Annotated in this window: 14 protein-coding genes and 1 pseudogene; 9 read left to right on the top strand and 6 right to left on the bottom strand. The window is 34.8% G+C overall.

Translation table 11 applies throughout. The features are described from left to right. The first annotated feature begins 48 nt into the window (after positions 1 to 48). A complete protein-coding gene (locus tag AB4865_RS03200) occupies positions 49 to 900 on the top strand; it encodes an Omp28-related outer membrane protein (RefSeq protein WP_372474293.1) in 852 nt (283 codons plus the stop codon). Between the two features lie 51 nt (positions 901 to 951). On the opposite strand, the gene AB4865_RS03195 is transcribed toward AB4865_RS03200, so the two are convergent. From AB4865_RS03195 to AB4865_RS03180, 4 genes are all read right to left on the bottom strand, one after another. Then, positions 952 to 1,467, bottom strand: coding sequence for an acyl-CoA thioesterase (locus AB4865_RS03195; protein ID WP_372474292.1), 516 nt, complete (start codon positions 1,465 to 1,467; stop codon positions 952 to 954). A 375-nt stretch (positions 1,468 to 1,842) separates the two neighbouring features. Next, complete coding sequence (locus tag AB4865_RS03190; protein WP_372474291.1) at positions 1,843 to 2,751, bottom strand: GYDIA family GHMP kinase; 909 nt, start codon at positions 2,749 to 2,751, stop codon at positions 1,843 to 1,845. Positions 2,752 to 2,809: 58 nt separating this feature from the next. Next, positions 2,810 to 4,123, bottom strand: a complete 1,314-nt coding sequence (locus tag AB4865_RS03185) for a hydroxymethylglutaryl-CoA reductase, degradative (RefSeq protein WP_372474289.1) — start codon at positions 4,121 to 4,123, stop codon at positions 2,810 to 2,812. A 192-nt stretch (positions 4,124 to 4,315) separates the two neighbouring features. Beyond that, the gene (locus AB4865_RS03180) at positions 4,316 to 6,109 is read right to left on the bottom strand and encodes a hypothetical protein (protein WP_372474288.1); all 1,794 of its coding nucleotides are present in this window, start codon (positions 6,107 to 6,109) and stop codon (positions 4,316 to 4,318) included. Between the two features lie 451 nt (positions 6,110 to 6,560). On the opposite strand from AB4865_RS03180, the gene AB4865_RS03175 reads away from it, so the two are divergent. From AB4865_RS03175 to AB4865_RS03140, 8 genes and pseudogenes are all read left to right on the top strand, one after another. Continuing rightward, positions 6,561 to 7,544 (top strand): IS30 family transposase, encoded by a 984-nt coding sequence (locus AB4865_RS03175; RefSeq protein WP_372474875.1) that lies wholly within the window; start codon positions 6,561 to 6,563, stop codon positions 7,542 to 7,544. A 39-nt stretch (positions 7,545 to 7,583) separates the two neighbouring features. After that, positions 7,584 to 8,156: a hypothetical protein gene (locus tag AB4865_RS03170; RefSeq protein ID WP_372474286.1), complete on the top strand. Its 573-nt coding sequence runs from the start codon at positions 7,584 to 7,586 to the stop codon at positions 8,154 to 8,156. After that, a complete protein-coding gene (locus AB4865_RS03165) occupies positions 8,157 to 8,792 on the top strand; it encodes a hypothetical protein (protein ID WP_372474285.1) in 636 nt (211 codons plus the stop codon). A gap of 302 nt (positions 8,793 to 9,094) precedes the next feature. Next, complete coding sequence (locus tag AB4865_RS03160; protein WP_372474284.1) at positions 9,095 to 9,337, top strand: MBL fold metallo-hydrolase; 243 nt, start codon at positions 9,095 to 9,097, stop codon at positions 9,335 to 9,337. Next, entirely contained in the window at positions 9,310 to 9,858 is a 549-nt protein-coding gene (locus tag AB4865_RS03155; protein ID WP_372474283.1) for a hypothetical protein, read from the top strand. The genes AB4865_RS03160 and AB4865_RS03155 overlap by 28 nt, the downstream gene beginning before the upstream one ends. Positions 9,859 to 9,876: 18 nt before the next feature. Continuing rightward, a complete protein-coding gene (locus tag AB4865_RS03150; RefSeq protein ID WP_372474282.1) occupies positions 9,877 to 10,842 on the top strand; it encodes an outer membrane beta-barrel protein in 966 nt (321 codons plus the stop codon). 111 nt (positions 10,843 to 10,953) lie between these two features. After that, positions 10,954 to 12,557 (top strand): annotated as a pseudogene (locus tag AB4865_RS03145) (fumarate hydratase). A gap of 78 nt (positions 12,558 to 12,635) precedes the next feature. Then, complete coding sequence (locus AB4865_RS03140) at positions 12,636 to 13,166, top strand: alpha-ketoglutarate decarboxylase (protein WP_372474281.1); 531 nt, start codon at positions 12,636 to 12,638, stop codon at positions 13,164 to 13,166. 42 nt (positions 13,167 to 13,208) lie between these two features. Here the strand turns inward: AB4865_RS03140 and AB4865_RS03135 are convergent, their stop codons facing one another. Together AB4865_RS03135 and AB4865_RS03130 are read right to left on the bottom strand one after the other, a co-directional pair. Further along, complete coding sequence (locus AB4865_RS03135; RefSeq protein ID WP_372474279.1) at positions 13,209 to 13,769, bottom strand: hypothetical protein; 561 nt, start codon at positions 13,767 to 13,769, stop codon at positions 13,209 to 13,211. Positions 13,770 to 13,791: 22 nt separating this feature from the next. Then, positions 13,792 to 14,763, bottom strand: a complete 972-nt coding sequence (locus AB4865_RS03130; protein ID WP_372474278.1) for a polyprenyl synthetase family protein — start codon at positions 14,761 to 14,763, stop codon at positions 13,792 to 13,794. Positions 14,764 to 14,800: the final 37 nt, after the last annotated feature.

The raw sequence follows: 14,800 nt of genomic DNA, 5'->3' as shown, positions 1-14,800 counted from the left end.
AACAGCTTAAAAATATAAGTTTAACTCATTTAAAATACAACAAAAACAATGAAAAGAAATTTTTTTAAAGGCTTTTTAGCTTTAGCAACAGGATTGGCGTTTGTAGCATGTGGTAATGACAATGATGGGGGTAAAAAAAACATTGACAACAACAATAATAATGGCAACATCAATGCCTCTACCAAATTTGTACATAAAACTTTGATTGAAAACATGACTGGTGCATGGTGTGGAGCATGTCCGTCAATGGCATCTGCCATTGCAACTGCACAAGGTCACAGCACATTAGGTAGTAAAGTAATTTCAATCTCTGTACACAGAGGTGACGCAATGCAAACGAACCAATCTAATAATTTTATTGGAAATTACGTTAAGTTTGACACACGTATTGAACCAGGTTCAAATCAAATTTATTTTCCTTTTTCAATGCTAAATAGAACTGTTGGTTTGCCAGGAAATGCTGCAGCTGTTTACAATTCGGTGAATCAAGAAGGTAGCCCTATAGGAATTAAAATCGAATCAAATCTTTCAAATACTGGAGGTACTGTCAATGCAACTTTCAAGTTTAATAGCGGATACCAAGATTTGTCTTACCACATCGTTATCCTTGAACAAGACGTTAAAATTAATCAAGCACAAACTGGTTCATCTCAAGGAGCAAATTATATTCACAAAAATGTATTCAGATACGGTTTAGATGGATATAACGGAACATCTTTAGGGACAGTTACTGCTGGACAAGAAGTTGTTAAAAACAATCAATCCGTTTCATATACTCTAATTGGAAACGATGTTTCAAAAGCTGAGGTTGTAGTATTTGTAACAGACAAAGATGGTAAAGTTTTAAATGTACAAAAAGCTAAAGCAAACCAAACTCAAGACTACGAAGTAGTAAAATAATTAATCTTATTCATTTACACAAAAAGGGTTACTCGATGAGCAACCCTTTTTTTATTCTCCCACAAACAACGCCTTTAATTCGGTTGCGTCTTGTGGTTTCATTTTTCCAGCCAATACCAAACTCAATTGTTTGCGACGCAATGCCGCATCGTATCGCTGTTTTTCTTCTTCTGTTTCTGGGATAATTTCTGGGATTTGCACAGGTCTTCCCGTATCATCTACCGCCACAAAGGTATAAATAGCCTCATTTGCCTTGATGCGTTCGCCTGATTCACGGTCTTCAATCCACACATCGATAAACACTTCCATAGACGAATGAAAGGCTCTCGAAACTTTGGCTTGTAAAGTTACTACACTTCCCAAGGGAATCGACTTGTTGAACGCTACATTGTTTACCGATGCGGTTACGCATATTCTTCTCGAATGTCTTCTTGCGGTAATACTTGCTGCTCTATCCATTCGCGCTAATAATTCTCCTCCAAACAGGTTGTTCAACGGATTGGTTTCTCCTGGCAATACCAAATCTGTAAGTATGGTTATGGATTCTTTAGGTGTTTTTGGTTGCATTGTTATTTTATTCTTTTTTCTAATATTTTACTTTTTTTACAATTTGCTGTTGAAATTATCTCGACTTTAAATTTTACTTTTATTTCACGCATTCCCTTCTAAAAAGAGGGCTGGTCGCAGACCGAGGTGTGTAAAAAGACAGATTTTTATAATTCTTTCTATTGATTTGATTTTCGCTGATGTTTTTTGATAAATCAAAAAACAAAACCTGTGGTAATCTGCTTTAAACCATAGATTTAATCGTTTATGAGTATAGTTTTATTAAATCATTTCAAAAAAATATGTGACTAGCTGTAAAATCTACGTGAAAAAAAAAGTCAAGATAACTTTGCTGTGTGTTACTCAACTTTTAAATTTTTTACCACATATATCCCCCTAATCAAACATCTCCTCAAACCTCAGCAAAGTATCGTATCCTTTCGCTGAAAAATAGGCTTTGGGACAGGTTTTACTTGCTACTAACACAAAGTCGCCTCCCCAACCGCCAAGGCTTTTGATACTTCCTTGAAAATCTGAAAACAACTCTTGTTTTATAGTCGGAATTTCCAATAATTGACTCAACTTATTTTCATGTAGGTTTATCAATTCGCAGAATTGCTCAAAAGTTGATGCTTTGGCAATTTTTTCAGTTATTTGACTAAATTCTTCTATTGTTTCTGAGAAAACATTTGATGTTTTCGCTTTGAAACTCTCAATTGCTTCTCGGCTGTTTTTCTTTTGATTGAGGTACAAAAAATACAAATTTTCTTGAAAATGTGGTTTAAATTCTACTTTTTCTATTTTTGGCGGTGTATTTTTAGTGTAAAAAATAGGGTGTGAAACCCCTGCACAAGCTATATCGTAACCGCTTCCTCCAAAGGTTTTTTCCAACAGTTGATAGGCATCGATTTCAAACCATTTTGCAATGAAATACAACAGCGTTGATGAAGTTCCCAATCCCCATTTTTTGGGAAATTCAAGAGTGCTTTCTACTAAATAGCCTTTTCCTTGCGTTAAAATGGTTGAATTGAGTTTATGAGCTTCGTGCAACACCTGCAACAAGCGTGTTTTTGGACTGTTTTCGAGGACTTCTTCCGAAAACGAATAAATTTCCTCATAAGAAAGCTGTTCGTTGATCCAAACCGCTCCTTTTTCGTCGTAGCTTTTCCATGAAATTCCTGCCGAACGCAAAGGAAACACCTGAAACACTTGACCTACTTTTGTAGGAAGTGCCAGTGCTTTTGCTCCTAATAATACCATATACTCCGCTGTAAGAAGTAATTTTCCATTTGCTTTTATTTTCATTTTTACGCTACGCTTGTTTTTTTGCTACGATCCGAGACCTCACCCCTTTGGGGGGGGCTTATTTTCTCAACGCTTCTACAAATTCTACCACACCGCTGTGCGAAACGGTTTTATCACGGAAATGCTCCACAACTTTTGCTCGTTCGTTGTCGGTTGCATTCATTTGGTTCAAAATGTTCATAATGTGCATACGCATATGTCCTTGTTGAATCCCCGTAGTGGTCAAAGATTTTACAGCAGCAAAGTTTTGTGCCAATCCAGCTACGGCAATGATACGCATCAATTCCTCCGCCGATGGATTACCCAATAATTCCAACGAAAATTTCACCATCGGATGCAAGGTTGTCAATCCGCCGACTGTGCCCAATGCCAATGGCAAATCTAGCCAAAAACGAAACGAATCTCCGTCGATTGCTGCGTGAGACAAACTGCTGTATTCTCCGTCTTTACTTGCATAAGCGTGTACTCCTGCTTCGATGGCTCTAAAATCGTTTCCTGTGGCTATCACCACCGCATCTACTCCGTTCATAATCCCTTTGTTGTGCGTTACGGCACGGAAAGGAGCTACCTCTGCTATGCGAATGGCTTGTATAAATTTCTCTGCAAATTTTCTTGGGTTGGTTATTTCCTTTGAAGCCAATTCTTCGATTTTACACGAAACCTCAGCACGAACTACACAATTGGGTACATAGTTGGAAAGTATCGACATTACGACATCTAATTCTTTTTCTTCTACCGAAAAACCTGCATAAAGTTGAGCTTGTTCTTTCAACACACTGGCAAATGTTTCCAAACACGAATTGATAAAATTTGCTCCCATACTGTTTTTGGTTTCAAACGATGCGTGTAATTGATAATAATTTGGAATTTTGTCCGTCATATCACGCAACTCTATCTTTGAAATTCCTCCACCACGAGCTCTCATATTTTTGGTAATGCTATCGGTAGCTTCGTAAAACAACGGCTGAATAGAAGCAACAAAATTTGACAGTTTTGCATAATCGCCTTTGAAAATAAAGTGTACCTGTCCTATTTTTTCTGTTCCTAAAATAGTGGTCTTGAATCCGCCCCTTTGACTCCAAAATTTTGCGGCATTTGCTGCTGCTGCCACCACCGAACTCTCCTCTATAGCCATAGGCATGGCTTTTACCTCACCATCGATGATAAAATTGGGAGCAATACCCAAGGGAAGATAAAAATTTGAAATGGTGTTTTCTATAAATTCGTCGTGTAATTTTTGCAATTGAGCATCTGTATTCCAATACTTGGTAAGTGTTTCAGCCACAGACGAATTTCCTTGAAAATAGGCTTGAACAATCCAATCTATTTTCTCTGTTTTAGTTAATTTCGAAAAACCATTGATTTCTTTCATTTGTACAAAATTTTTGCAAAGATAGTTTTTTTTGGTGAATAGCGAATAGTCGTTGGTGGGTGGGTGGTGAGTAGTTTGTATTCTCTAAAAGCGAAGCGTCTATGCTTCCTATGATTTCTATGTGTTTAGAATTTACACATCGCAGGTGTAATTAATTCATGGCTAAAAAAAGGACAGCAAAATTTCGATAATTTATACTGCCCCTTTGTAATATTCATCATATCCTTTGTCGGTGTATTCATAAAAAGCAAGTAAAAAAGTGCGTTGATCTTTGAAACCATACTTTTTACTCAATTTGGTTTTTGATAGAAAATAATCTGCAGGATCGGCATCTACATCTTTCAAAAACTGTTGAATACGCAAATCATTGATGTATTTATTGAATTTCTTACCGTATTCCTGATTGATTACTTTTGAAATCGTTGTGCGATTGACTCCAAACGCCTCTACCAATTGATTGAGATTTACACTTCCCAAAAATTGTTTACGCTCTTCAAATTGCTGTAAACACCTGAGTACTCGTTCTTCCGAAAAAGTATATTCTTTCCTTTGATCTTTTTCTGAACTTTCTCTAAGAGCTTCAACCTCAACTTCTTCTTCATCGCCTCCCAATTCATGACTAGTGTTTTCTGAACCTTCTGTAGTGTCTTCCATCATCGCATTTTCTACAATCTCATCACTAACTTTTGATATTTCTTCTGCACTTTGTTCTTTTGCAGTAGGAACCTGTTCGATAGTTGTAGCTTGTACTTCGTTTTCAGTAAGAGACGCTGTGCTATTTCTCCTTTTACGATTGTACCAATAACCCAATATCAATAACAAAAGAACCCCTCCTACTACATATTGCCACAAGCGGATATTGTATCCGTTGCCAAATTGAGTGTGTTCATTTTTTTTCAATGTAAGAGCCATATCTCTCTGCTCTTTTTTGTACATCGCATCCAATTTATTTGAGATAGCACTTGCCGCTTCTTTTGCTTGTATATCATCAATGTCTTCATAATACGATACCAAATACGAATACGCCTCCCTCAAATCTTGGTCTAAGAATTTATTTTTTTGATAGAATTCGTCTATTTTTTTGAAATATGCTACAGCCTCTTCTTTTTCTCCTTGTTGCCAAGCTATTTTGCCAAGATACAAATAAACAAAATGTTGATTTGGAGGATTGTAAAAATCATTTTCAAATGCCATTGCAGCTACCAAAAGATATCGTTTTGATTGCTCGTAATCATTTTCTAAAAACGAGGCTCCTCCTTTTAATGTATTTAAATATGCTATTTCTCGTATTTTATCTTCTTCATTTAATAGCTCAATTCCTTTTTCGAAACCTATTATTAGATTATTTAAAAGAATTTGGTTATTTGTTTGCCAATAGGTTTTTCCTAATCCATGTAATGAAGTAATATACCCCAACAAATGATTATACGAAGTATTTATGTTTTCTTTATAATATTCAAGGGATAATGAATAATATTCAATTGCTTTGGAATAGTGTTTTGTATGAGCATAAATATTGGCAATACCAACTCTTAAATAATTAGCATTGTAATAATCTTTTCTTTTCAAATTGAATTGTTCGCCTTTCAATGCATATTCAAGAGCTCGATCAAACGCACGATATCTGTAATGAACCTCATCTGCAATGCCATAAAAATTTTTTTCCAATTCCTCATCCTTTAGTTCTGCAAGTAAATTTTGCATCTTGGTGAGAATGTTCAAAGCATTTATATGGTCAATAGATAGTACTCGCACTTTTTTTCTAAGGGCATAATATTCCTCTTGAGGATTGTTTTCATAGATAGCTTTTTCCAAATAAATGTCTAAACACTCGAGTTTTTCTTCATCAGAAATCTCTTTGCTATCGATTTTTTCTCTTAATTCTTGATAGGAAAGTAAATTATTTTGAGCATACAACGAATTTACAAAAAACAAAATCGTAAGCATATATGCAAGAACATAAAATATGTGTTTTTTTACTTTCATAAATTTAAAATTTTCTTGCTACAAATATAAAATTTTCTTGTAAAAATAACAAAAAACTTTAGATTGTTGATTTTGTGAACTTTAAATATGTTTTGTTTATTTTTATGTGTAAAAAAATACGCTTTTCCACTATAATTCACTTTTTTTGCACTCGAAAAATCGTCAACCCCAAAAAGTCTTTACGATTTTGTAAACGATTTACGATTTTGTTTTCCATCTTTGCTACAGAATAAACAACCTAATCGAAATGTTCAAAGACATATCTGTTCTCATCAGCGTGAAAAATAGAATAAATTCTTCATTAAAAATTTTAATATAGCTTAGATTCAACTAACAAATGCAACTTTTAGAAGGAATGAAATATTTTTTTTCAGAAAAGAGAAGAGAAAAAACTCTTCCCTTTTGCTGAAATGGAAAAAATTCTCATCTTGCTCCTCGTCCAAAAATCACAATAATGAGTCATTTAACCCAGGAGCAAAGATACAAAATTCAAATATTACTTGAACAAGGCTTTTCACAAAGTTACATCGCCAAAGAAATAAATCGCGATAAGTCTGTTGTAAGTAGAGAACTGAAAAGGAATTCAGATCGAAGGAACGGTGTTTACAAAGCACAATTAGCGGAAAAAAAATATGTTCATAGGCAAAAGACTAAAAGGAAAAACATACGATTAACCCCTGAAATACAGAAATATATAGAGGGTTTGCTCAGAGAAGATTATAGCCCAGAGCAAATCGTTGGATTCGGAAAACTCTTAGGAAAAGATTGTGTGTCAATAGAGCGAATTTATCAACATATTTGGGCAGACAAAAAGAAAGGAGGAGACCTATATACCCATTTGAGAACAAAGGGAAAAAAGTATCGAAAACGAGGATCTAAAAAAGACAAAAGAGGTCAAATACCCGATAAAGTGAGTATTGAAAATCGTCCAAAAATAGTTGATGAAAAAATTAGAATTGGTGATATAGAAATAGACTTAGTAATTGGCAAAAATCACAAAAAAGCTATTTTAACAGCAAATGATAGAGTAACGGGAAAAGCCAAATTGGCGTTATTGCAATCAAAATCATCAGAAGAAACTAAACAAAAAGTCATTGAAATTCTAAGCCAATGGAAGCCATTTTTAAAAACAATCACCTCTGATAATGGAAAAGAATTTGCCTTACATAAGGAAATTGCCACATCATTAGAAATAGATTATTACTTTGCAAGGCCTTATCATAGTTGGGAAAGAGGTTCTAATGAAAACTTAAATGGGCTTATAAGACAGTATTTTCCAAAGGATTACAATTTTAATTTAATCACAGAAAAAGACATAAAATATGTAGAAGAAAAACTAAACAATAGACCAAGAAAAAGATTTGGATTTTTGACTCCAAATCAAGTACATTTACAAAATATTAACCACGAGGATAAAGTTGCATTTATAACTTGAATCCGCCCCTTGATACTCATAAAATAATATTGAAAGATTATGAAACACACAATCGCATTATTACTTGCAGGAACTTTGGTAAGTTATGGGCAAGAAACAAACAGAGAAACAGTTTCATTGGAAACAGGATTGGGATTAACAACTGTAATGACAGCAAATCACGGTACTTTGTTTGGGCAAAATATGTTTGCTGGTTTGAAAAAGACGGTTTTTCAAAAAGACAATTTAACCTTTAGAACAGGTTTGGCGTATAACGGTTCTACTTTTGAAAATCATCTAAAAACCAATACAGTCAATCATTTTATAAGTGTACCTGTATCTGTGCGAATTTCTGCCGATACAAAAGAAAACACCATCGCCCCGTTTTTGGAATTTGGGTTGTATGGAAAATCATTGGTTGCTTCACAAACACAATATATAAAAAAACAATCGTTTGATGGTTTTTCTACTGGAATGCGAGTTGAAGTAGGAACAATGCTTACACAAAGTGCAAAATACAGCGTAGGTGTAAAATTGTCTTATGAAAGTGATTTTTATTCAACAATCAAACACGCAGGAGAAACCTATAAGTTCAACAATGCAAGCATTGGGTTGGAATTTAGATTGAAATAAATGAAAATACTCGAAAAACTATTTGTTAATATTGTTGTAATTTCAGCATTGTTTTCATGTAAACATCCTTCAAATACGGAGGATGTTCTGCTTGAAAATCTTTATAAAGATTCTGTTTATCTGATTTTTAGAGGAACAGAGTCTAAAGAAGGTGGATTAGCTAAAAAGTTTAATTTACACCATAAAGATGTATCTCATGTCGGAATTTTGTTGTATAATCAAAACCATTGGACAGTATATCATGTAATGAATGATTTTTCGAAAGAAAGTTCTTTTCATTCAGAAAAAATAGAATCTTTTTTAGATAAAACCAAAGAAAACATTGATTACATTTCTATTTATCATGCAATACCTTTTGATAAAAAAATTATTCAAAATAGAATCGATGAAGTGTCGAAAAATAACATAAAGTTCAATTATACATTTTCAGACAATGAAAATGAGTTATATTGTACTCAATTTGTGATAAAAACTTTGCAAAATTCTACGCATAAATTTCTTTCTTATAAAAAGCATATTACAAATCTACAGCATAGAATAGTTATCAAAAAAGACACAATTGATTATTATCCAGTTGACATGTTTTTTGAAGACAATAGATTTCAAAAAAAGTTTGAATGGTTTGCAAAATATTAAATGTTCTTTTCGATTGTTCTATATTCAAATACTATTATCCTAAAGAGGCTGTCGATAATACAACCTCTTAATTTTTATAAAAGTGAGAAATAAAACAGATTTTTTCTTCCGTAATCTCTATTCGAAAAATTGGCTAATTCGCTATATTTGCAACAAACATCAATAAAAATGGACATCCATACCATAGACCTTGCTTTTCAAAACACGGAAGAATCTATTGGGGTTTTTCTTATAGAAACCTCTATTGGCCTATACTCATCGAATCGGGACCTGAATCTACTTTCAAACAACTCGAACAGGCGTTGGCAACTTTTGGTTACACACCAAAGGATATTCAAGCAGTTTTACTTACGCATATTCACTTCGATCATGCAGGAGCGGCTTGGAAATTTGCTCAAAACGGAACGAAAATTTTCGTAAGCCCTCATGGAATAAAACATTTGCACAATCCCGAAAAATTGTGGAATTCGGCTGCAATGATCTACGGAGACCAAATGCAAACGCTGTGGGGTATACGATGCAACCCATCGATCAAACGCTTTTGATAGCGGCAGACGAGGGCAATTTGCTCCATTTTGGCGATACGACCATCGAGGTACTTTACACTCCTGGTCATGCCGTACATCACAACAGCTATTTCTTAGACGATATCATTTTTACAGGCGATGTGGCAGGATGCAAAATCGCTAATGGACCTGTGATACCGCCCTGCCCACCGCCTGATATTAACATCGAATTGTGGAAACAATCAATAGAGAAAATCCGTGCCAAACAACCGAAATCTTTGTATTTAACTCATTTTGCTCAGCATCACAACCCCACAGAACTGTTGGAACAACTGGAAACAGAACTGGACAATTCGGCAAATTTCATCAAACCATATTTTGAAAACAATATTGATGTAGAAATTGCAACCCAAGATTTTATACAATTTGTACATAAAACCTATTCAAAATCAGGATTGAGTGAAAGAGAAATCAAAATTTACGAATATGCCAACCCTTGCTGGATGTCTTTGGCAGGATTATTGAGATATTGGAAACTGAGATCAGAAAATCGAATCTAATTAAAAAACATATAGATCATGAAAAAAACATTGATTTTGGCTTCTTTGCTAGTAGGAAGCATTGCATTTGCTCAAGAAGTTTCAAACGAACAAATTTCTAAAGATTTGAAATCGTACAAAGAAAACTACACAAAAGCAATTGAAGCAGTAGAATTTGCAGCAAAAAATGGTAGTATCTCTCAAGACGAGAAAAAGTACATCTTGGCTCAATTGGAAAAATCAAAAACAGAAAGTATGGTTGAGCTAGTAACAAGTAATATCACCTATGCACAGTGGTTTGAAGATTGGGATACAATGGAAGCAGCTGAAGCTGTGGAAGTAATAATAGAAGAAGACGACGACGTTGATTTCAGCAAAATTGTAAAAGACAAAAATCCTTTGAAAGATGTAAAGAAATTATCTACAAAATTTCGACCTATCTTTGGTTTTGGTTTTGGAAAATTTGATGGATTAATACCAAATTCAGCTTTTGAAGATGTAAAAAACATGAATTGGGAATGGGGATTTATGGCCACATCGCCACTTGATAAGAAAAACAATGTATCATTGTCTTACGGTATTACATTCAACTACAATGTATCACATTTGAAAAAAGGACATCAATTTAATGTAAATAATGCAAAACAACTCGAAATCCTTCCAAATACAGCAAACACGAATGCAAAGTTGAGAAATACTTATTTGACATTGCCTGTACAAATGAATTTCAACTTTGGAAAAGACAAAGATACTGGATTTAAGGTTGGAATAGGTGGTTATGCGGGAGTAAACATAAATTCAAAACAGATCTTTAGATATGAGGAAAATGGATATTCGGTAAAGTCTAAATATAGAGGTGATTACCAAGCCAACACCTTCCAATATGGATTGCAAGCTTCTGTAGGATACAAATCTACTTCATTGGTTTTCAAATACGACTTAGACGAAACATTCAAAAACCAATCACCAAGCTTCTGGACAATAGGATTGCGTCTTGGATTGTAATATTCAAACAAGATAGTTTAAAAACATCAACTTCATGATTTCAGAAGTTGATGTTTTTTATAGCAAAAAATCCTTACATTTGTAGTTGATAACAACAATAAAAAATAGAATATGTCAGACTTTATGTACGAAGAGCCATTTTCTTTGCAAAAAGATGATACTCAGTATAGAAAAATCACTTCAGAATATGTAAAAAAAGAAAAAATGGGAGATAGAGAAATCTTGGTTGTAGATCCGAAAGGGTTGGAACTGTTAGCAGAAACAGCCATGACCGATGTTTCTTTTTTGTTGCGTACCTCGCATTTGGAAAAACTTCGCATGATTATCGACGACCCAGAAGCTACTGACAACGACCGTTTTGTAGCCTATAACTTATTGCAAAATGCCGTAGTAGCTGCCAACGGACAATTGCCTTCTTGTCAAGATACAGGTACGGCGATTGTGATGGGAAAAAAGGGTGAAAATGTATTTACAGGTGTAAATGATGCCGAAGCCTTGTCAAAAGGAATTTACAACACCTACATCAACAAAAACTTGAGATATTCGCAGATTGTGCCTATCTCGATGTTTGAAGAAAAAAACTCAGGGTCAAACCTTCCCGCACAAATAGATATTTATGCCAACGAAGGCAATACATACGAATTTTTATTTTTGGCAAAAGGAGGAGGTTCTGCCAATAAAACTTTCCTATATCAACAGACAAAATCTTTGCTAAACGACAAATCTTTGGAAGATTTTGTCAAGGCAAAAATTATGGATTTGGGTACAGCTGCTTGTCCGCCGTATCACTTGGCATTGGTGATTGGAGGTACATCGGCAGAAGCAAACTTGGCAGTGGTGAAAAAAGCATCGGCAGGATATTATGACAATTTGCCAACCACAGGAACTATGGGTGGTAGAGCCTTTAGAGATTTGGAGTGGGAAAAACGCGTACAGCAAATCTGTCAAGAATCGGGTGTAGGAGTGAGTTTGGAGGAAAATATTTGGTACATGATGTACGAGTAATTCGTTTGCCTCGACATGCGGCTTCTTGTCCAGTAGGATTGGGAGTTTCTTGTTCGGCTGATAGAAATATCAAAGGAAAAATTACCGGAGAAGGAATATTTGTAGAGCAATTGGAAACTAATCCAGCGAGATTGTTGCCAGAAACTGCACCGCATTTAGAGCAACCGGTAGAAATCAATTTGAATCAACCGATGGAACAAATTTTGGCAGAATTGACCAAATATCCAATCAAAACACGCTTGAAACTCAACGGTACAGTAATCGTAGCCAGAGATATTGCTCACGCAAAAATCAAAGAAATACTCGACAAAGGAGAGCCAATGCCAGAGTATTTCAAAAATCATCCTGTGTATTATGCCGGACCAGCAAAAACTCCAGAAGGAATGCCGTCGGGATCGTTTGGTCCTACCACCGCAGGTCGTATGGACAGCTATGTGGATTTGTTCCAAGCACACGGAGGTTCGAAAATTATGTTGGCAAAAGGAAACCGTTCGCAACAAGTTACAGACGCTTGTGCAAAACACGGTGGATTTTACTTAGGTTCGATTGGAGGCCCTGCAGCGATTTTGGCAAAAGAAAATATTTTGCATGTAGAAGTGGTAGATTTCCCAGAATTGGGTATGGAAGCAGTAAGAAAAATCACAGTGAAAGATTTCCCAGCATTCATCATCACTGACGATAAAGGAAATGATTTCTTTCAGAATTTATAATTAAGTATCCCTTATTTGGCGGGACAAAGGAGTAGGTAACGCTCCGTAGGAGCGACCTATTAATAAATTTATGATGTTATGAAGAAAATAATCACATTAGCATTGGGAATAATGTTTAGCACCTATGCAGTAGCACAAGAATACGAAACACCGCAGGTTTCACCAGTAAAGTCGTTTTTTAGCGATGTGCAATTTGGAGGAGATATAGGTTTTGGTTTTGGAAGCAACAATCGTACATCGATTATTGTAGCACCAAAAGCGGTAAAACCCATCAATCAGTATGTAAGAGCTGGTTTGGGCGTACATTATGGTTACCATTCTTTTGGAAATCATTCAAAAGCATCGATATATGGAGGTTCGGCAATTGTCATAGGAAATCCAATACCACAGATCCAGCTTATGACAGAATTGGAACAATTGCGTATAAACAGTACCGTCACAAATATTTACAATGTAAAAAGCGAAAACAACTTCTGGAACACAGCCTTATTTATAGGAGCTGGGTATAATATGGGAAGCGTGACGATGGGTATCAAATACAATGTATTGCATAACAGCAATAGTATTTATGTAAATGCTTGGAATCCGTTTCTTCAAGTGTTTTTCTAAAGAAATAAAAAAGTGAAACGAAAATTCGTTTCACTTTTTTATTTAATTTTTCAACTTCACTTCACCAATCATCAATGCTTCTACAAGTGAAATGGTATATTTTTTCTTTTCAATGACACCTTCCAATTGAATGTTACCCATTCCATCACTTTCGATTTTGGTTATTTCAAAATCTTTTCCAGCAATTTTTTTTGCATTTTTAGAAATAGGCAAACTGTTGATATCATTTAACACATCCAAACCATATGAAACTGCTGTTGTTTTTCTTAACACTTCCAACGCTCCTAAAGATGTATTTAAGTTATTTGAACCTAAACCAACAGCTACTGCACCAGTTCCAACTATATCAGTTACTTTTGACAAGTTTTTTACACTCAACAAACCTTCTTTTTTTTCAATTGTCAAAAAGTCACTTTGATTTCTATATGGTACAAATACCAAAAGTTTATCACCTTTTCTCAGTTCGACTTCTTCATTGATTTTAATCACATCATCGACGATTTTTACAGAATAAGGAATAATACCTTCACCGCTTTCAGTAGTTTGACAAAATCCACAATAAAAAGATAGCAATAAGCTAAGAGATAGTAAAATTCTTTTCATATTTCTATTTTTTAATTTTATTTTATACCGTACGATTCATCAAATTGAGAGAAAACTCTCGTAACTCTTCTTTATAATCCTCTGCAATATCTAATTGATTTAGCAAATCCAAAGCTTTGTCTGTATATTCTTTGATGAGGTTTTCAGAATCTGCAATTACCCCAGTTTCTACAAACAATTGTTTTACTGCATCTACTTTTTCTTTTGAAAGTTCGGTAGTACTAAACCATTTTATCAATTCAGCTTTTTGATTGTCATTGGCATTTTCCAAGGCTTTTAGATACAAATAGGTTTTTTTGTTTTCTAAAATATCTCCACCAATTTGTTTTCCAAAAGTCAATGGGTCTCCAAACGCATCCAAATAATCATCTTGTAACTGGAAGGCAATACCTAAATAACGCCCAAAATCATAGATTTTTTGTTTGTTTTCTTTGGTAGTTTCGGCAACAATAGCACCCATTTGAAAGGCCGCTCCCACCAACACAGCCGTCTTGTAATCAATCATTTGGATATATTCCTCTATCGACACATCTTTTCGGGTTTCGAAATCGATATCCCATTGTTGCCCTTCGCATACTTCCAAGGCGGTTTTGCTAAACAACTGTGCCAATTCTCTAAAAATTGCCGGTGGATAGTTTTCAAAATATTGGTATGCCAAAATCAACATAGCGTCACCCGAAAGAATTCCTGTATTTAGGTTCCATTTTTCATGTACGGTTTGGTTTCCTCTACGCAATGGAGCGTCGTCCATAATATCGTCGTGAATCAACGAAAAATTGTGAAACATTTCGATTGCCACCGCAGCATACAATGCCTTTGTAGAAGGCGTATTGAAAATTTCAGCCGAAAACAATGTTAAAACTGATCGAATACGTTTTCCACCAAGGTTCAGAATGTATTCGATTGGTTCATATAAATGATCTGGATTTTTTTTGTATTGAATGTTTTCAATAAAATTTGCGATTTCGTCTCTGTATCGATCGATGTATTTCATGAATTTTGCAAAATGATTTGTTGCAAATGTACTGATA

The sequence above is a fragment of the Capnocytophaga sp. ARDL2 genome, assembly GCF_041530365.1.
Classification (GTDB): Bacteria; Bacteroidota; Bacteroidia; order Flavobacteriales; family Flavobacteriaceae; genus Flavobacterium.
The sequence above is the reverse complement of the archived record's forward strand: the minus strand, read 5'-3'. Positions and strand labels throughout refer to the sequence as shown.

What these genes read in the sequence shown, in the direction of transcription:
- AB4865_RS03135 (WP_372474279.1), bottom strand. Translation starts at nt 13,769, where the DNA reads ATGAAAAGAATTTTACTATCTCTTAGCTTATTGCTATCTTTTTATTGT.
- AB4865_RS03170 (WP_372474286.1), top strand. Translation starts at nt 7,584, where the DNA reads ATGAAACACACAATCGCATTATTACTTGCAGGAACTTTGGTAAGTTAT.
- AB4865_RS03200 (WP_372474293.1), top strand. Translation starts at nt 49, where the DNA reads ATGAAAAGAAATTTTTTTAAAGGCTTTTTAGCTTTAGCAACAGGATTG.
- AB4865_RS03185 (WP_372474289.1), bottom strand. Translation starts at nt 4,123, where the DNA reads ATGAAAGAAATCAATGGTTTTTCGAAATTAACTAAAACAGAGAAAATA.
- AB4865_RS03155 (WP_372474283.1), top strand. Translation starts at nt 9,310, where the DNA reads ATGCAACCCATCGATCAAACGCTTTTGATAGCGGCAGACGAGGGCAAT.
- AB4865_RS03180 (WP_372474288.1), bottom strand. Translation starts at nt 6,109, where the DNA reads ATGAAAGTAAAAAAACACATATTTTATGTTCTTGCATATATGCTTACG.
- AB4865_RS03140 (WP_372474281.1), top strand. Translation starts at nt 12,636, where the DNA reads ATGAAGAAAATAATCACATTAGCATTGGGAATAATGTTTAGCACCTAT.
- AB4865_RS03165 (WP_372474285.1), top strand. Translation starts at nt 8,157, where the DNA reads ATGAAAATACTCGAAAAACTATTTGTTAATATTGTTGTAATTTCAGCA.
- AB4865_RS03130 (WP_372474278.1), bottom strand. Translation starts at nt 14,763, where the DNA reads ATGAAATACATCGATCGATACAGAGACGAAATCGCAAATTTTATTGAA.
- AB4865_RS03150 (WP_372474282.1), top strand. Translation starts at nt 9,877, where the DNA reads ATGAAAAAAACATTGATTTTGGCTTCTTTGCTAGTAGGAAGCATTGCA.
- AB4865_RS03195 (WP_372474292.1), bottom strand. Translation starts at nt 1,467, where the DNA reads ATGCAACCAAAAACACCTAAAGAATCCATAACCATACTTACAGATTTG.
- AB4865_RS03190 (WP_372474291.1), bottom strand. Translation starts at nt 2,751, where the DNA reads ATGAAAATAAAAGCAAATGGAAAATTACTTCTTACAGCGGAGTATATG.